Annotated in this window: 17 protein-coding genes; 13 read left to right on the top strand and 4 right to left on the bottom strand. The window is 67.2% G+C overall.

What is annotated here, in order from left to right; all coding sequences use genetic code 11:
* Positions 1–4 precede the first annotated feature (4 nt).
* Positions 5–1633 (top strand): ABC-ATPase domain-containing protein, encoded by a 1629-nt coding sequence (locus H7347_RS03775; protein ID WP_152821490.1) that lies wholly within the window; start codon positions 5–7, stop codon positions 1631–1633.
* A gap of 168 nt (positions 1634–1801) precedes the next feature.
* Complete coding sequence (locus H7347_RS03770) at positions 1802–1972, top strand: DUF4236 domain-containing protein (RefSeq protein WP_018117967.1); 171 nt, start codon at positions 1802–1804, stop codon at positions 1970–1972.
* A 118-nt stretch (positions 1973–2090) separates the two neighbouring features.
* Here H7347_RS03770 and H7347_RS03765 read toward each other — a convergent pair whose 3' ends face one another.
* The gene (locus H7347_RS03765; RefSeq protein ID WP_186337212.1) at positions 2091–2960 is read right to left on the bottom strand and encodes an A/G-specific adenine glycosylase; all 870 of its coding nucleotides are present in this window, start codon (positions 2958–2960) and stop codon (positions 2091–2093) included.
* A 43-nt stretch (positions 2961–3003) separates the two neighbouring features.
* On the opposite strand from H7347_RS03765, the gene H7347_RS03760 reads away from it, so the two are divergent.
* Genes H7347_RS03760 through H7347_RS03750 form a run of 3 tightly spaced genes read left to right on the top strand, consistent with a single transcriptional unit; the run spans position 3004 to position 5095 of the window.
* Positions 3004–3624, top strand: coding sequence for a carbonic anhydrase (locus tag H7347_RS03760; protein WP_186337211.1), 621 nt, complete (start codon positions 3004–3006; stop codon positions 3622–3624).
* 4 nt (positions 3625–3628) lie between these two features.
* Complete coding sequence (locus H7347_RS03755; RefSeq protein WP_152821750.1) at positions 3629–4366, top strand: YoaK family protein; 738 nt, start codon at positions 3629–3631, stop codon at positions 4364–4366.
* 60 nt (positions 4367–4426) lie between these two features.
* Complete coding sequence (locus H7347_RS03750) at positions 4427–5095, top strand: hypothetical protein (protein WP_186337210.1); 669 nt, start codon at positions 4427–4429, stop codon at positions 5093–5095.
* Between the two features lie 187 nt (positions 5096–5282).
* Here H7347_RS03750 and H7347_RS03745 read toward each other — a convergent pair whose 3' ends face one another.
* Positions 5283–5978 carry a DUF3800 domain-containing protein gene (locus tag H7347_RS03745; protein WP_152821488.1) on the bottom strand — a complete coding sequence of 232 codons (696 nt, stop codon included), beginning with the start codon at positions 5976–5978 and terminating at the stop codon, positions 5283–5285.
* A 95-nt stretch (positions 5979–6073) separates the two neighbouring features.
* Entirely contained in the window at positions 6074–7513 is a 1440-nt protein-coding gene (radA, locus tag H7347_RS03740) for a DNA repair protein RadA (RefSeq protein WP_152821486.1), read from the bottom strand.
* Between the two features lie 649 nt (positions 7514–8162).
* On the opposite strand from radA, the gene H7347_RS03735 reads away from it, so the two are divergent.
* The gene (locus H7347_RS03735; protein ID WP_186337209.1) at positions 8163–8324 is read left to right on the top strand and encodes a hypothetical protein; all 162 of its coding nucleotides are present in this window, start codon (positions 8163–8165) and stop codon (positions 8322–8324) included.
* Positions 8325–8354: 30 nt separating this feature from the next.
* Here the strand turns inward: H7347_RS03735 and H7347_RS03730 are convergent, their stop codons facing one another.
* A complete protein-coding gene (locus H7347_RS03730) occupies positions 8355–8957 on the bottom strand; it encodes a hypothetical protein (RefSeq protein WP_152821483.1) in 603 nt (200 codons plus the stop codon).
* Between the two features lie 235 nt (positions 8958–9192).
* Here H7347_RS03730 and H7347_RS03725 point away from each other — a divergent pair, with 235 nt between their 5' ends.
* The 7 genes from H7347_RS03725 to cysS all read left to right on the top strand — a co-directional run bounded on the left by H7347_RS03725 (position 9193) and on the right by cysS (position 15976).
* Complete coding sequence (locus H7347_RS03725; RefSeq protein ID WP_152821481.1) at positions 9193–9786, top strand: CarD family transcriptional regulator; 594 nt, start codon at positions 9193–9195, stop codon at positions 9784–9786.
* Positions 9770–10543 carry a 2-C-methyl-D-erythritol 4-phosphate cytidylyltransferase gene (gene ispD / locus H7347_RS03720; protein WP_152821479.1) on the top strand — a complete coding sequence of 258 codons (774 nt, stop codon included), beginning with the start codon at positions 9770–9772 and terminating at the stop codon, positions 10541–10543. Before H7347_RS03725 ends, ispD begins: the two co-directional genes overlap by 17 nt.
* A complete protein-coding gene (ispF, locus tag H7347_RS03715; protein ID WP_186337208.1) occupies positions 10540–11022 on the top strand; it encodes a 2-C-methyl-D-erythritol 2,4-cyclodiphosphate synthase in 483 nt (160 codons plus the stop codon). The genes ispD and ispF overlap by 4 nt, the downstream gene beginning before the upstream one ends.
* 794 nt (positions 11023–11816) lie before the next feature.
* A complete protein-coding gene (locus tag H7347_RS03710) occupies positions 11817–12575 on the top strand; it encodes a FadR/GntR family transcriptional regulator (RefSeq protein WP_227658996.1) in 759 nt (252 codons plus the stop codon).
* Positions 12576–12599: 24 nt separating this feature from the next.
* Entirely contained in the window at positions 12600–13772 is a 1173-nt protein-coding gene (locus H7347_RS03705) for an N-acetylglucosamine-6-phosphate deacetylase (protein WP_152821477.1), read from the top strand.
* Positions 13773–13783: 11 nt separating this feature from the next.
* Positions 13784–14560, top strand: a complete 777-nt coding sequence (gene nagB, locus H7347_RS03700; protein WP_152821475.1) for a glucosamine-6-phosphate deaminase — start codon at positions 13784–13786, stop codon at positions 14558–14560.
* A 27-nt stretch (positions 14561–14587) separates the two neighbouring features.
* Entirely contained in the window at positions 14588–15976 is a 1389-nt protein-coding gene (gene cysS, locus H7347_RS03695) for a cysteine--tRNA ligase (protein ID WP_186337207.1), read from the top strand.
* Positions 15977–16003: the final 27 nt, after the last annotated feature.

Raw genomic sequence — 16003 nt, 5'->3', positions numbered from 1 at the left:
GGCGATGAAGAACCGCACCGACCTACGCCGCGACCTCACCCGCCTCGACGGTAAGCCCTACGGGGCCTACCGCGACCTGACGGGAACTACCTACGACCTGGGCCAGGGGGTGGAGTTTACTCTCGACCGCGCCCAGGTAGATCCCTACGCGCCGCCGTCGCTGGCGCACCTGCGGGTGCCCCTGCCCCTAGAGCGGTACCAGGATCGCGGCGATCGGGTGGCCGCCGCCGACTATCTCACCCGCGTGTTCGACCGGGCGGCGCGCGCGAGCAGGGACATCCAGATCGGGCGCATCGGCCAGCAGATCCTTGAGCGCACCACCGCGGAAGCCCTCGGAGATTATGCCCTAGTGAGGTTCACCGTGGCGCTACCCGCTGCGGGGCGTCGCATCAAGGGGCGCCTGGCGGCCACCATCCTCACCGAGGCACTGCCCGGCGTGGCCGCCGCCGTGCGCGACCTCGACGCCTGTGCCCTGGATCGGCACGTGGGCCTGCACTGGGATCAACAGTGGTTGCGCGAGCGCCTGCCGGAGATGGGCCTGGTGGCCTTCGTGGGCGAAGGGGCCGTGCTGCCGCGCCGCTCCGGCGACAGCGACGAACCGCTGGCCGGTGCGGTGCCCTTTTCCTCCCCACCCAGCCTGCGCCGCGAGGTCACCTTCCCCAGCGGGCGCACGCTCACCGGCATGGGGGTGCCCGAGGGCGTCACCGTGATCGTGGGTGGCGGCTACCACGGAAAGTCCACCCTGCTGCGTGCCCTGCAGCGCGGCGTGTATCCCCACATCGAGGGCGACGGCCGAGAATGGGTGATTACCCGCCCCGGAGCGGTATCCGTGCGCGCTGAGGACGGCCGGGCGGTCAGTGGGGCGGACATCTCCGCGTTCATCAACAACCTGCCCTCCGGGGAGGACACCGCCGTCTTTTCCACCACCAACGCCTCCGGCTCCACCTCCCAGGCCGCCAACCTGGTGGAGGCCATTGAGTCCGGGGCCGATACCCTCCTTATCGACGAGGACACCTCCGCCACCAACTTCATGATCCGCGACGAGCGGATGCGCGCCCTGATTAGCGCCGACCGCGAGCCGATCACCCCCTTCGTGGACACCGTGCGCGCCCTCTACCGCGACGCCGGGGTCTCCACTGTGCTCGTGGCCGGGGGCTCCGGGGCTTTCTTCCCCGTGGCCGATCACGTGATTGCGCTGGATGCCTACCGGGTCGCGGACGTCACCGCGCGGGCCCACGCCCTCGGCGGCGAGGCCCCGGACGCGGCGGCGCGGTTCCGCCGGGGTGCCGCGCGCGTGCCCGTGGAATTGAGCGCCCCCGGTAAGCGCAAGCCCGCCGCTGCCAAGGGGCGCACCCTCATCCGCTACGGCAAGGCCACCATCGACCTCGGCCCCGCCGAGCAACTGGTGGACCAGGCGCAGACCACCGGCATCGCTCACGCGATCGACCTGCTGGAACGGCGGCTGGGGGCGGGGGAGTCCTTGCGCGCGGCGGTGGATGACGTCATGGAGCTTATCGACGCCCAGGGGCTCGGCGCCCTCTCCCCGCACCGGGGGCACCCCGGGCTGTACGCGCGGCCCCGCGCTCACGAGATCATGGCGGCGGTGAATAGGTACCGGGACTTGCGGGTGTAGGCGCGACTTTTTACACCGGCGTGTGACGGGTGTGGTTCCCGTGAATCCCGGAGGGGCTTCGTGAGTGTTTTCTTCACCCTTGTGTGACTCCTGAGCACCACGGGGCTCATAGCACCGTAGGATTGGTCGAAGTAAAACAGCGAGTCGGAGGAAAGGAACCACAACCCGATGGGCTTGCAGTATCGGCAGAAGAAAAAGACCGGCAAGAATAGCTGGATCAACATCTCCGGCTCGGGGGCCTCGGCCTCGACCAAGATCGGTCCGGTGACGGTGAATAGCCGCGGTGGGTTGTGGGTGAACCTGCCTGGAGGTTTGAACTTTCGGGGGCGCTGGAAGTAGCGGAGCGGATGAAACTACTTGAAAATTTTTCAAGTAGTTTCAAGTAACCGGAACACGCACTGCTCAGCGCCCTTTTCTACTGGAAAGCCCGCTTTCAAGTAGCTTTCCAGTAGGCCCGTCAGCGCGGCAGCCGGAAGGTGCCGTCGGCCAGTTGCTCCGCGAGGCCGTCGTCGATCAGCCCGAACAGCGCGCGGGAGCGCTGCGCGGCGTCCGGCCAGGCCGCGTCGATCTGGTCCTGGGTGACGGGGGCCTTGGAGCCGCGCAGCAGGGCCATGATGGTGCCTCGGGCGTGGCGGTCGGTGCCCTCGTATTTTTGCACCCTGCGCTGTTTCTTTTCCTCCGCGCTGGGCTGCGGGCAGCCCGCCGCCACCCACGCGCAGCGGGCGCGCAGGGGGCAGGCGGGGCAGTCGGGGGAGGAGGCGGTGCACACGAGCGCCCCGATTTCCATGAGCCCCACGGAGAAGGTGGGGCCGTCGTGTTCCGGCAGCAGCGCGCCGACCTGGGCGAGCTCCCTTTTGGAGGCGGTTCCGGGCAGGTACGCGCCCTCGATGGCGCGCCGATAGACCCGCCGCACGTTGGTGTCTACCACCGGCACGTTGCGGCCAAAGTGAAAGCAGGCCACCGCGCGGGCGGTGTATTCCCCGATGCCGGGCAGGGTCAGCAGGTCCTCCACCTCGGCGGGCACCTCGCCGTGGAAGCGGCGGACGATCTCGGCGGCGCACTCGTGCAGGCGCAGGGCGCGCCGGGGATAGCCCAGGCGACCCCAGGCGCGCAGTACCTCGTCGCGGCCCGCGCGGGCGAAGTCCGAGGGCGTGGGCCAGCGCCCCCGCCATTGCTCCCAGGCGGGGGCCACGCGCGCCACGGGGGTTTGCTGGCTCATCACCTCGGAGAGGAGTACCTCCCAGGCGGTGGTGCCGGGAGCGCGCCAGGGCAGGGCGCGGGCGTGGGTGCGGTACCAGGCGATCACGTCGTGCTGGAGGGTGGTCACTACCGCAGTATAGGGGGCGCGATTATGTATGATGGTTCACATCATGACTTTGTATCCCGATGCTTCGCCCCAGTCGATCTGGGAGGCCCTTCAAGCAGGTAATAAGCGCTTTTGTGAATCCCAGGAAAAGAATCCTAATCGCGACGATCGCCGTCGCGAGACGCTGCGCAGGGGGCAGAACCCGGCCGCGGTGGTGCTGGCGTGCTCCGACTCGCGCGTGCCCGTGGAATTGATTTTCGACGTCGGCTTCGGAGACATCTTCGTCATCCGCACCGCCGGCGAGATCACCGACCCCGCGGTGCTGGCCTCCCTGGAATACGCCGTGGACGGCCTGGGTGTTCCGCTCATCGCCGTGCTGGGCCACGAGAGCTGCGGCGCGGTGGCCGCCGCCTCCGATGCTCTGGATACCGGGGCGATCCCCGAGGGGTGGCAGCGCATCCTGGTGGAGCGCGTGGCCCCCTCGATCCTCGCGGCGCGCCGCGAGGGAAATCACGCCAAGAGCGATTACGAGCGAGTACACGTCACGGAGACCATCGGCCAAATCATGCACCGCCTGCCGCACCTGCCGGAAAAGATCGACAGCGGCGAGATCGCCGTGGTGGGCCTGCGCTACTTGCTCGCGGACGGTCGCGTGGAGACCGTGGCCACCCACGGGGTGAGCTGAGGTGATGAAGAGGGCCGAGCTGTGGCGGAGCGCGCTCAATAGCCCCCAGGATTACCTGGCGCCCTATTACAATTTCCGTGAGTTTTTCCTGGGCGTGATGCTGGCGAGTCTGGCCGGAGCCACCGGCGCGGCGGCTTGGCTGTATTCCTCCGGTTGGTACGTCACTTTTATGACGGGCAATACCGAGCGCATGGTGCTGGAACCCATCCGGGGCGGCACGGAGGCCGGGTTGGCGGCCTTCAGCGCGGTGGTGGTCTTTGTGATCGGGGCGTTGACCGCCACCCTGGCCCGCATCTACCTGTGGTCGCAGGCGCGCCACGGCGCGATGGTGGTGGCCACCGGGGCGATCATCGGGGCCTTCGTCTCCGACCTGTGGCTGGGCACCCAGTACGACGAGCTCAGCCCCATCCCCATCCTCTTTTTAGCCTTTGGGCTCGGCGCGCTCAATACCTCGATCAGTAGGCGCGGGCAGGTGGTGATGCCGCTGTCCTACGTCACCGGCACGCTGGTCAAGATCGGTCAGGGCATCGCCCTGCACCTGGCGGGGAAGCAGAAGTGGATGTGGTTCCCTCAGCTGGCCACCTATCTGGGTTTTCTCGTCGGAGCGGCCGGAGGCGGGATGGCTTTCTACAGCCACGGGGTCGATGACGCCCTGTTCTTGCTTACCCTCGGCGCGCTGGTGATGACGGGCATTACCTGGCGCGTGGATCACCCTGGCTTTCTGCGCGAGGACGGCCATTAGGGGGTCTCTCGGCGTGGTCTTCGCCTCGGGGGAGGGCGTAAGCGCATAAAGTAGACAAGCGTGAGCACGCAACAACCTGGTCACCTGCCCCAAGAGATCTACGTGCGCCGCCGCGTGGCCGCCGCCGTCCTCGTCCTCGTGGCGGTGATCGCCCTGATCTGGGCCGCCGTGGCCCTCGGCGGTGGTGAGGAGGAGGACCAGTCTCCCGTCTCCACCGCCACTTCCTCCCCGCAGGCCACCGCGGAGCCCTCCGCGGACAAGACCCGGGAGGCCACGGAGCCGCCTCGTGAGACGCAGGAGCCCAGCGCGGCGCCGAGCACCGAGGCCGCCGCCAAGCGTACCTGCGAGCTCAGCGACCTGCAGATCACCGCCTCCACCTCGCAGGCCACCTATCGCCAGGGGGATAAGCCCGCCTTCTACATGACGGTGAAGAACCCCACCGCGGCGGACTGCGAGATCGACCTGGATAGGGAGACGCTGCGCTTCGAGGTGTATTCGATGGTGGATAATGCCCGCGTGTGGGCCGACGTGGACTGCAATCCCTCCGAGGGATCCGGTCGGCGTTCCTTCCCCGCGGGGGAGGAGAGGCACTTCGAATCCGTGTGGTCGCGCACCACGTCCGCGCCCAAGCAGTGCGAGTCCCGCGCTCCCGTGGAGCCGGGCGCGTACTATCTGCACGCGGTGATCGGCAGGCATGCCTCCCCCGCGCAGCCCTTCAACCTGGCCTGAGCCTTAGCCGCCCAACCCCGCCGCTGCGATGGCCTCCCTCACCGTGGCGGCGGGGCTCTAGCGTGGACTCACCCCTCATTGACAACAAACGCAATCGCGCTATGGTGGAGATCGTGGAGTTAATCTTCACCGAGTGGTGAACTTTGACTCGGCCCGCACCGGAGCTACTGGCAGGTGCGGGCCATTTTTATGCTACGAAAGGAGGCCCCTTGCTGGGAGGAACCTCAATGACGTGTACATGAGCCTCAAGGTACGTAGCGAAGTATCTGCTCGTGTCGTCCTGATGAGTGAGTTGACGACGATACGCCATGCAGGTCAGATCAGCCAGCCACAGCAGGCATTCTTCTGCTGGGCTAACCCATGCAACGTGAACGTCGGCGGGCATGATGCCTTCTTCTCGTAACAACCTCACTAGGCGGCGATCCCTGTTGTTTTCCTTCTGGTGGTGGCGTGCCTCGAAGACGATTCCGCGCGGCGTTGTGGATACCGCTGGTGAGTACACATACGAGATGAGTGCTCGAAGGCAGTCCCTGCGCGCGTTTTCTGAGTCGAATCTTTCGTCTAGTGGAGTGGCGATGGTGATGAAGTAGGGATCAGCCCAGGCGTTGATCTGCTCCAATAACTTCTTGGTTTTTGTACGTCCCTGAGTTGATCGCAGCGCGTCGGTTGTGTGCCACCAACCACCGCCGACAATCTTCTGTAGCTCGCGCCGGGTGCCAGCAAGATCGGCATGTCGAACCTGGGCAGCGGAGAGAATATAGAATGCTCCGTCTTTGTAGGCATCGGGGATTGAGTAGGACTCGTCAAGGTAGAGGAAACAATCTTCGTCGTCGGCTCCTTGCCCGTACATCCTTACCAGTGATGGGTGTTGAAGCCTGCTCATCTTGGTAGATCTCCCCGTTGAGGCGCCATTATTACTATTTTTTGGGCCTAATGGATACGCGAATACCCGCGCAGCCCTTCAACCTGGCCTGAGCCTTAGCCGCCCAACCCCGCCGCTGCGATGGCCTCCCTCACCGTGGCGGCGGGGCTGACGCGTATCCCGGTAACCGAGACCTTTTCCCCGGCGGGTACCATCGCGCGGGTATATCCCAGCCGAGCGGTCTCCTGGAGGCGGCGCTCCAGGGAGGGCACGCGGCGCAGCTCCCCGGCCAGGCCCACCTCCCCGATGAAGACGCAGCGGGCAGGCAGCGGCCTGCCCTCGATGGTGGAGACGGTGGCCAGGGCGACGGCGAGGTCGGTGGCGGGTTCCCCGATCCTCATGCCGCCCACCGTGGCCACGTACACGTCCTTGGTATGGGTGTCCACCTGCGCTCGTGCGGTGAGCACCGCCAGCACCATCGGAACCCGGGTGGCATCCAGGCCGGTGACCACCCGGCGAGGGTTCTTGGCCGGGGAGTCCACGGCCAAAGATTGCACCTCCGCGAGGATGGGGCGCACCCCGTCCATCGCGACCGTCACGGCGGAACCGTCCGGGGTGCGATCCCGGTGGGAAAGAAAGAGCCCGGAGGGATCGGGAACCTCCCGGATGCCCTCGGCGGTCTGCTCGAAGCAGCCCACCTCGTCGGTGGCCCCAAAGCGATTCTTGATCCCGCGCAGCATCCGCAGGCTGGAGTGGCGATCCCCCTCGAAGTTGAGCACCACGTCCACCAGGTGCTCTAGCACGCGCGGGCCGGCGACGTTGCCGTCCTTGGTCACGTGCCCCACCAGGAGGATGGGAATACCGGTGGTCTTGGCCAGGGTGGTCAGGGCTGCGGTGACCGCCCGCGACTGCGCCACACCCCCGGCCACCCCCTCCACGCCGTCGGCCTGCATGGTCTGCACCGAATCCACGATGAGCAGGGAGGGCTTGACCTGGTGGACGTGTCCGAAGACCACGTCCAGGTTGGGTTCCGCGGCCAGGTAGAGGGTGTCGCGCACCGCCCCGGTGCGCTCGGCGCGCAGCCGCACCTGGCCCACGGACTCCTCGGCGGTGACGTAGAGCGCGGTGCGGGTCGCGCCCGTGGCATCGAAGTCCGCTGCGGGTTGCGCGGCCCAACGGGCGGCCACCTCCAGCAGCAGGGTGGACTTGCCCACCCCCGGTTCCCCGGCCATGAGCACCACGGAGCCGGGCACGATCCCGCTGCCGAGCACGCGGTCGAGTTCCCCGATGCCGGTGGGGATGGTGCGCGTGGCCTGGGCGCTGATGGTGGTCATGGGGGCGGCAGGGGAGGTGGGTGTGAGCCCCACAGTGCCGGGGGTGGCGATCCCGCCGCTCAGCGACGCCCCGCGTCCCTTGACCGCTCCGGCTGCGCTCAGCGGAACCGCCGCGACCTGCATGGATCCCCAGGCGCCGCACTCGGGGCAGCGGCCCAACCACTTGGGGGAGGAATATCCGCATTCGGTGCAGGTGTGGATGCTGCGGGGTTTCTTCGCCATGAGGCACAGCATAGTGATAGGGGTGGATGCGAGCGGCTAGCATGAGGGGAAACGCGGAGCTGGTGGGCGCGGGTTACTTTTCCGCGTCCATCGAGGCATGGTGGAGGAGCAGGGGCGTGCAGGACAGAAGATGGACATTGCGCCACGGCAGTTACGGAACCATATCGGTGATCGTGGAGGCCGGGGAAGTGCGCCGGGGGGTGTCCGCGTGCGGTTGGGGGAATCACCGGCGGCGGTGGTGCCGCTGAAAAAGTTGAAGAAGAGGGGATTATAGTCTGGGTTTTCTTGCTGGGAAAAGGGCAGAAAACGACTCCCGGGATCGGCCCCTGATCGCGGCGCAGGACGTGCCTGGAGTGGGGGACGTCCCGGTTTTTAAGGGGTATGCCTCCCGGGCATACTTTGAGGGGGAATCGCCCGAGGTAACGCGGGCGCTCAGGAAAGTCAATTATCGCGCCTTGGCGCGGCGTGCGGCCGTAGCCTTTCTTGTGGGCTTGGTGGCGATGCAGCTGCTTCCGGTGGTCGATCGCGCGCTTGACTGGGCGCTGGGCCTCCTTGATCCCCGGGTGTCGGACGTGGGCATCGATGCCCCGAAGGGGAGGTGGGGCATGATCAAGGAGGCCCTTTATCACAGGTTTCCGGCCCTGAGAATATGGAGTACACCGCCGCGTATCGGTTTTTCCTAGAGAAAAAGGACGTCGCCCTGCCCCTGCTGTTCTCCGGGGCGGCGTTCCTCACGGGCGTGGCGGATGTTGATGATCGCCGGTTCTGGGCGGGTCTGTGGCGCAGGGGAATCGGGACGGGCCCGCTGTGAGGAAATCCCTCCGCGCGCCCGATCCGTAAATTAGTGGCCTGCGTGACCCTGGTCGTGCCCCGCGTGGTCGGCCCCGTGCTCGCCGTAGCGGTCGAAGTCGCGGGTGACGGTGCCGGAGTCCAGGTTCGGCGCGGAGATCGTGGCGGTGACGGGGATGGTGCCGGTGTCGAAGGTGAACTGCACCTCGGCGTTGCCGCCGGGGGCGAAGTGATCGTTGTCCACGGAGGTGGCGGTGTAATCGATGCACCCGGCGTCGATGTCCTTGTTCAAGTCGGTGATGCCCGCTGCGGAGTCGGCCACCAGGCTGCACCCGGGCTTGATCTCCGGGGTCTGATCCACCCGCACCGGCTTGCCGTTGATGCTCACGGACTGCAGGCGGTGGGAAACCGGCTGGGGATCCTGATTGATGGCGGTGAACTTGAGGGCGGCTTCGCCGGAGTCGGCCACGATCACGGTGACATCGCGCAGGACCACCGCCTCGTCTTCGCTGTGGGCGGAGGCGCCATCGACGGCGGCGACCTGGCCCGAGGTCTGCGTCACCTGGCCTGCGGAGCAGGAAGCCAGCGCGAGCGCGGAGAGGGCGACGGCACCCAGGGCGGTGGACTTCAGGGGCTTCACGGGATTGTCCTCCATGCGATCTTGCGGAAAAACACAGTTAATACCCCTCCACCCTAACCCTTCTCGCAGGGCTGTCCTAGTTGGGTGCGGCCGGCAGGGGTAGCCATAATGCGGAGGGGTCTCTCGGTGATTGCGTGGTAAGGTGGGGTTTCTGTTATGCCCTTCGCCGGGGAGCCTTGACGCAGGGTTTTCTTGGCGCGTGGCCGCAGCTGTGCTCGCGTTTACCTTCAGTGACCTCAAGGAGTGGGGAATGGATTTTAAGGTCGGGGACGTCGTTGTTTACCCGCACCACGGTGCCGCCGTCATCGAGAACATCGAGCACCGCGAGATCGGTGGAGAGACGCTAGAGTACCTCGTCCTTAAGATCAACCAATCCGACCTGGTGGTGCGCGTGCCCATCAAGAACGCCGAGCTGGTGGGCGTGCGCGACGTGGTGGGCGACGAGGGCCTGCGCATGGTCTTTGGCATGCTGCGTGAGACGGACGTGGAGGAGGCCGGCAACTGGTCGCGCCGGTACAAGGCCAACCAGGAGCGTCTGGCCTCGGGCGACGTCAATAAGGTGGCCGAGGTGGTGCGCGATCTGTGGCGTAGGGATCAGGACCGGGGCCTCTCCGCGGGAGAAAAGCGCATGCTGGCCAAGGCCCGCCAGATCCTAGTGGGGGAAATCGCCCTGGCCGATACCGAGGATAAGGAGAAGGCGGACGCCTTCCTTGGCGAGGTGGACGAGGCGATCAAGCGGCACAAGGAGGCCGCCGGCATCTCCACCACCGACGCCGAGGTCAAGGCCGACGACCTCGACGTGAACCTGGACGACCTCAACTTCGACGATGAGGACGAGGACTAACTCCCGCCGCAGGGTCACGGCCCTCATCGCGGCGGCGGGCAAGGGCACGCGCCTGGGGGCGGAGGTCCCCAAGGCTTTTGTGACGCTGCGCGAACGCTCCCTGGTCGAACGCTCCATCGCCGTGATGATAACCTCCGGCGTGGTCGATGAGATCGTCGTGCTCATCAGCCCGGAGATGGAGGCCTACGCGGCGGATCTGCTGGGCCGCCGGGGGCTCCTCGATGGCGGCGAGGTGCCCGTGCGCCTCGTGCACGGCGGCGGCGAGCGCGCCGATTCCGTCTGGCGGGGCCTCCAGGCCATCGACGACACCGAGGGGGTGGTGCTCATTCACGATTCCGCCCGGGCCCTTACCCCTCCCGGCCTGGTGGCCAGGGTGGCGCGCGAGGTGCTGGCCGGGCACGTGGGCGTGGTTCCCGTGCTGCCGGTGGCGGACACGATCAAGCGGATCGATTCCCCGGGGGGGACCGCCGTGGCGGAGACCCCCTCCCGGGCGCTGCTGCGCGCCGTGCAAACGCCCCAGGGCTTCGACTTGGCCACGCTGCGGGCGGCCAATCGCGCCTATTTCGCGGCGCAGAATCCCGGCTTCGAGGCTACCGATGATGCCTCCCTGCTGGAATGGCGAGGCCAGCCGGTGGTGTGCGTTCCCGGCGATCCGATGGCCTTCAAGGTGACCACGCCGATGGATATGATGCTGGCGCGTACCATCGTGGACGAGGTGGAACCGACTGTTTTTGACGTGCCAGGAGGAGCATCGTGATCATTCCCCGCGTGGGCATCGGGACGGATGCGCACCGTATTGAGCCGGGTAAGCCTTGCTACCTCGCCGGGTTGGTATTTCCGGACGCGGACGGCTGCGAGGGGCACTCCGATGGCGACGTGGTGAGTCACGCGCTGGTGGACGCCCTGCTTTCCGCCGCGAATCTCGGCGATATCGGTTCTTTGGTGGGGGTGGGACGCCCCGAGTATGAGGGAGCGTCCGGGGTGCAGATCCTGCGTGAGGCGGCGGCGGCGATGGCGCGCGCCGGATACGCGGTGGGCAACGCCGCTGTGCAGATGGTGGGCCAGACCCCGGCGATGGGGCCGAGGCGCGAGGAGGCCGAGGCGGTGCTGACCGAGGCGGTGGGGGCACCGGTGTCCGTTTCGGCCACGACCACCGACCGCATGGGTTTTACCGGAAGCGGCGAGGGGCGTGCTGCGGTGGCCACGGCCGTGGTGTGGCGCGCGGTAGAGTCTTAAGGCCTCGCGGTGGCCCGGTGTGGCGGCTTTCGTCGCCGGTGCGCCGAGCAAGGGGGCCGGTCGGTGATGATCATCGGGGAAGATTGACTTTCAAGCGTCGCTGTCGAGAGAAGAAATGCGCTGCCGCGGGGTTCGCTGCGCTAGATCCCCTTGCCTCGAAGCAGTATTATGTCAGCCCGGTCACCGGGTACTAGTCTTTCGTTCAGGGGCGAGCTACCGTGTCACCCATATAGCGGGACAAGTACCCGCAGGTACAGGGCACCGGAGCTGGGGGACAGGCCTTCAGAGCCGGTTCTTTCTGGCCGAGTTTTTCACCTTGCATCGATAGGCGGCGCCCACGGTGTCTGGGTAGTTATGGTGTTGGGGATGTTCAGTGGTCGGAAAGCGTTACCGCGGGTAGGCTCTGATGGAGATTGAGCGCCCAGTCTGCGGCGGATCTTGTCCAGGGGCCAACTAGCGAGCGACCGCTGGGTAATTCTTCGGGTGCGGATTCCAGGTTGATTGGCCCCTCGCTCGCCTGTGGGCTGAGGGTTTCACGGTTGTCGATGCACCTGTCGGCAGCGCCCCGCATGTCTCTACGCACTTTCCCTGGTGTCATACTGGCGCTGTATGCCACCGCGATTCTGTCGCGCAAGGCCACTGACCACGGCTCGGGGGGGCTTCGTGGCAAAGGGTGGTGTTAATGAACATCTTTCGTTATAATCAACCCATAGCGTCAGACATCTGATTAGGCGGTGCCGCGGATCGCCACCCCTGACCCCGGCGTCGCGAGTAAGTGAAAGAGTGTTGATCGTATGCCCCTGAGCCTCCATGCCAGGACTCCTTCCGCCGCTTTGACGGTGATGGAAGGAATTAAGGAGTATATCCGTTCCAATCAGCTGGCTCCGGGTGATGTCCTGCCCTCCGAGGCGACATTGTGCGAGCAGCTCGGTTACTCGCGCTCTTCTATCCGCGAAGCCATGCGCATCCTGGCCACCCTGGATATCGTGGAGGTGCGGCACGGCTACGGCACGTACGTTTCCCAGATGTCGCTGGAGCCACTGGTCAATGGCCTGATCTTCCGTACCGTGCTGGAGGCCGAGCGCAGCTTTGACGGACTATTGTCTTTGGTAGACGCCCGCGAAGCCCTGGATATTTCCCTGGGCCGTCAGCTCATCGATGCGATGGACGAAGAGACGGAAACCGAGCTGCGCACGCTCGTGGATTCTCTGGCTCAGCAGGAGGGGATGGAGGCCGAAGAGTCCTTCGCCTCCGGCGACCAGGAGTTCCATAACCTGCTCATGTCCAAGGTAACCAACCCTCTGATTCAGGAGCTCACCGATGTGTTTCGCCGCGTGTACGCGGTGGTGGCCCCCGCTCTGGGCCTGGAGACCGGCGAGAGCCTGAAGCATGCGGTGGCGGCCCACATTCAGATTCTGGACGCCTTAAAGGCGGAGGACGTGCTGGCCTACGAGGAGGCGGTGCGCCAGCATTACGCCCCGTTGCGCGCCATGATCCTGGAGCAGGCCAAGGAACGGAACTTCCTCACGGAGGAGGATGCCGGGGAAAAATAGCCCCCGGTGGGCTAGAGTGCGATCATGGATGAGTTCATCGGTCGCGTGGTCACCGCCCAGCACGAGTACCCGCATGCGCGCCTGACCTGGGCCGACGGCGTGATTGTGGCCCTGGAGGAGCTGCCCGGGTCCGCGCCACGAGAGGCCGCCACGGCGGTACCCGGCTTCGTGGACGTGCATAATCACGGCGGGTATCGGGGAGCCTTTCCCACCGGTGATGTTCAGGACTGCCTGCGCGCGGCGCGGTTCCACCGCGCCCACGGCACCACCACCCTGCTGGCGAGCCTGGTATCCGGCACCCAGCCGGAGTTGACCCGCCAGGTGAATATCCTGCGCGAACTGGTGGAGCAGGGGGAAATCCACGGGATTCACCTGGAGGGCCCCTTCCTCAGCCCCGCCCGCTGCGGCGCACAGGCCCCCGACCGCATCCAGCCGGGCGACCCGGCCATGCTGCGCGGCCTGATCGAGGCGTCGCGCGGCACCATCCGGCAGGTGACCTTCGCCCCAGAGACCCGGCGGGCCCGGGAGCTGGTGGACGTGTGCGCGGAGTATGGGGTCGTCGCTTCGTTGGGGCACACGCAGGCCAGCGGCGAGTGCGTGCGAGAGATCCTGGGCCACGCCCGGGCCCGGGGGGTGACGGTCTCGGCCACGCATCTGTTCAACGCCATGCCCCCGCTGCATCACCGCGACCCCGGGCCGGTGGCGGCGCTGCTGGAGGCCGCCGCCCGGCGGGAGGCCTGGGTGGAGGTGATCGCCGATGGCGTGCACCTCCACGACGCCACCGTGGACCTGGTCGCCGCCGCCGTGCCCACCCGGGCCGTGGCGGTGACCGACGCGATGGAGGCCGCCGGCATGCCGGATGGCGAGTACCGGCTCGGCCCCCTGCGGGTGGAGGTGTGCGCCTCGGTGGCGCGCCTGCGCACCGAGGGGGCGGGGCAGGGCGCCATCGCCGGGGGAACGAGCACCCTGGCGCAGCAGTTCTGGCGCTATCGACGCCGTCACGGGGCGGTGGCGGCCGTGCGGCTGACCTCCACGAACGCCGCGCGCCTGCTGGGCCTGGCCGAGGAAGCCGGGGATCTGCGGCCCGGCATGCCCGCGACGTTCGCGGTCATGGACGATCGGGGGGAGATCACGGGGGTATGGCACCGCGGGGTGCGCGACGGTAAGAATGAGGACAGACAAGAACCGATTATCTAAGGAGCGGGATCATGGAAATCCTCATCAGGCCAACCCCGCAGGAGGTGGCCGAGCAGGCCGCCACCATCATCAGCGGATACGCGCGCGAGGGATCCACCCTGGGGCTTTCCACCGGATCGACGCCGCTGGCCACCTATCGCGAGTTGATTCGCCGTCACCGCGAGGAGGGGTTGAGCTTTGCCCACACCCAGATGTTCCTCCTCGACGAGTACATCGGGCTGCCCTACGATCATCCGCAGAGCTATCACGCCACGATCCGCCGCGAGTTCACCGCCCAGGTGGACGTCCACGACGATCGCGTTCATGCCCCGGCGGGCATGGCGGAGGATCTGATCCGCGCCACCGCGGACTACGAGCGCGACATCGAGGCCGCCGGGGGCGTGGACCTGCAATTGCTGGGCGTGGGCACCAACGGGCACATCGGTTTCAACGAGCCGGGCAGCTCCCTGAACTCGCTTACCCGGATCAAGACCCTGCACCCGCAGACGGTGGCGGACAACGCACGCTTCTTCGACTCCCCCGAGCGGGTGCCCCGGCAGGTCATCACCCAGGGTCTGGGCACCATCCAACGCGCCCGGCACCTTCTGTTGCTGGCCACCGGCCGTCGCAAGGCCGAGGCCGTCCGCCGCCTCGTGGAGGGGCCGCTGGCGGCGTCCTGCCCGGCGTCGATACTGCAATGGCATCGCCACGCCACGGTATTGGTGGACGAGGAGGCGGCCGCCTTGCTGCACGATGCCTCCTACTACCGCTCCGTGGAGGAACACAAGCCCGCCTGGCAGCAGTACTAGTCCCGGGGTGGCGTTACACTAAGAGGCGTGACTTTCCGCCTCTATGACACCGGTACCCGCAGCCTGCGGGAGTTCAGGCCCCTGCGCGAGGGAAAGGCCAGCGTGTACCTGTGCGGGGCCACCCCCCAGGCGCAGCCGCATATCGGGCACGTGCGCTCCGGCGTGGCGTTTGATATCCTGCGCCGCTGGCTGCTGGCCCAGGGCTACGACGTCGCGTTTGTTCGCAACGTCACCGATATCGACGACAAGATCCTCGCCAAGGCCGCCGAGCACGGACGCCCCTGGTGGGAGTGGGTGAGCACCCACGAGCGCGAGTTCACCCGGGCGTATGACACCCTGGGGGTGCTGCCGCCCTCCGTGGAGCCGCGCGCCACCGGGCACGTCACCCAGATGGTGGAGTACATGCGCCGGCTCATCGACGCCGGCTTCGCCTACGCCGCCGAGGGATCGGTGTACTTCGACGTCGCTGCCTGGGCCGCCGCCGAGGGATCGGACTACGGGGCGCTTTCCGGCAACCGCGTTGAGGAGATGGAGCAGGGCGAGACCGAGGGGCGCGGCAAGCGCGGCGCCCGTGACTTCGCCCTGTGGAAGGCCGCCAAGCCGGGCGAGCCCTCCTGGCCCACCCCCTGGGGGCCGGGGCGGCCCGGCTGGCACCTGGAGTGCTCCGCGATGGCCACCTACTACCTGGGCGGGGAGTTCGACATCCACTGCGGCGGGCTGGACCTCCAGTTCCCCCACCACGAGAACGAGGCCGCGCAGTCCCACGCCGCCGGGGACGGTTTCGCCCGCTACTGGCTGCACAACCACTGGGTGACCATGTCCGGAGAGAAAATGTCCAAGTCCCTGGGCAACGTGCTCTCCGTGCCGCACATCCTCACCCAGGTGCGCCCCGTGGAGCTGCGCTATTACCTGGGCAGCGCGCACTACCGCAGCGTGCTGGAATACTCCGAGGATGCCCTCCAGGAGGCCGCCGCGGGATACCGGCGCATCGAGGACTTCCTGCGCCGCCTGGGCGAGGTGCCCCTGGGTACCCGCCCCGAGGCCTTCGACGCCGCCATGAACGAGGATCTCGCCGTGCCCCGCGCGCTAGCGGAGATCCACACCGCCGTGCGCGCTGGGAACTCCGCCCTGGCGTCCGGGGACGAGCAGCGCGCCCGCGAGCTCGGGGCCCAGGTGCGCGCCATGACCAGCGTGCTGGGCGTGGATCCCCACGACTGGTCGGCCCCGGCGGGCGGCGACCGGGCCGCCCACGGGGCGCTGGAGATCCTGGTGCGGGCGGAATTGGAGCGCCGCGCCCAGGCCCGCGCGCAGAAGAACTGGGCGGTGGCCGACGAGGTGCGCGACCGGCTGGCCGCCGCGGGCATCGAGGTCACCGACACCCCCGAGGGCGCGCAATGGGCGCTCGCGGTCCGCTGAGCCGCTAAGGCTGCGGAGACGAGACGA

Origin of the sequence: Corynebacterium sp. zg-331 (assembly GCF_014267345.1) — a bacterium.
Taxonomy (GTDB): Bacteria; Actinomycetota; Actinomycetes; order Mycobacteriales; family Mycobacteriaceae; genus Corynebacterium.
Note: the sequence above shows the minus strand (reverse complement) of the source record. Positions and strands in the feature narration are given on the sequence as shown.

What these genes read in the sequence shown, in the direction of transcription:
- radA (WP_152821486.1), bottom strand. Translation starts at nt 7,513, where the DNA reads ATGGCGAAGAAACCCCGCAGCATCCACACCTGCACCGAATGCGGATAT.
- nagB (WP_152821475.1), top strand. Translation starts at nt 13,784, where the DNA reads ATGGAAATCCTCATCAGGCCAACCCCGCAGGAGGTGGCCGAGCAGGCC.
- H7347_RS03725 (WP_152821481.1), top strand. Translation starts at nt 9,193, where the DNA reads ATGGATTTTAAGGTCGGGGACGTCGTTGTTTACCCGCACCACGGTGCC.
- H7347_RS03735 (WP_186337209.1), top strand. Translation starts at nt 8,163, where the DNA reads ATGGAGTACACCGCCGCGTATCGGTTTTTCCTAGAGAAAAAGGACGTC.
- H7347_RS03705 (WP_152821477.1), top strand. Translation starts at nt 12,600, where the DNA reads ATGGATGAGTTCATCGGTCGCGTGGTCACCGCCCAGCACGAGTACCCG.
- H7347_RS03745 (WP_152821488.1), bottom strand. Translation starts at nt 5,978, where the DNA reads ATGAGCAGGCTTCAACACCCATCACTGGTAAGGATGTACGGGCAAGGA.
- H7347_RS03710 (WP_227658996.1), top strand. Translation starts at nt 11,817, where the DNA reads ATGCCCCTGAGCCTCCATGCCAGGACTCCTTCCGCCGCTTTGACGGTG.
- H7347_RS03755 (WP_152821750.1), top strand. Translation starts at nt 3,629, where the DNA reads ATGAAGAGGGCCGAGCTGTGGCGGAGCGCGCTCAATAGCCCCCAGGAT.
- H7347_RS03760 (WP_186337211.1), top strand. Translation starts at nt 3,004, where the DNA reads ATGACTTTGTATCCCGATGCTTCGCCCCAGTCGATCTGGGAGGCCCTT.
- H7347_RS03775 (WP_152821490.1), top strand. Translation starts at nt 5, where the DNA reads ATGAAGAACCGCACCGACCTACGCCGCGACCTCACCCGCCTCGACGGT.
- ispD (WP_152821479.1), top strand. Translation starts at nt 9,770, where the DNA reads ATGAGGACGAGGACTAACTCCCGCCGCAGGGTCACGGCCCTCATCGCG.
- H7347_RS03770 (WP_018117967.1), top strand. Translation starts at nt 1,802, where the DNA reads ATGGGCTTGCAGTATCGGCAGAAGAAAAAGACCGGCAAGAATAGCTGG.
- H7347_RS03730 (WP_152821483.1), bottom strand. Translation starts at nt 8,957, where the DNA reads ATGGAGGACAATCCCGTGAAGCCCCTGAAGTCCACCGCCCTGGGTGCC.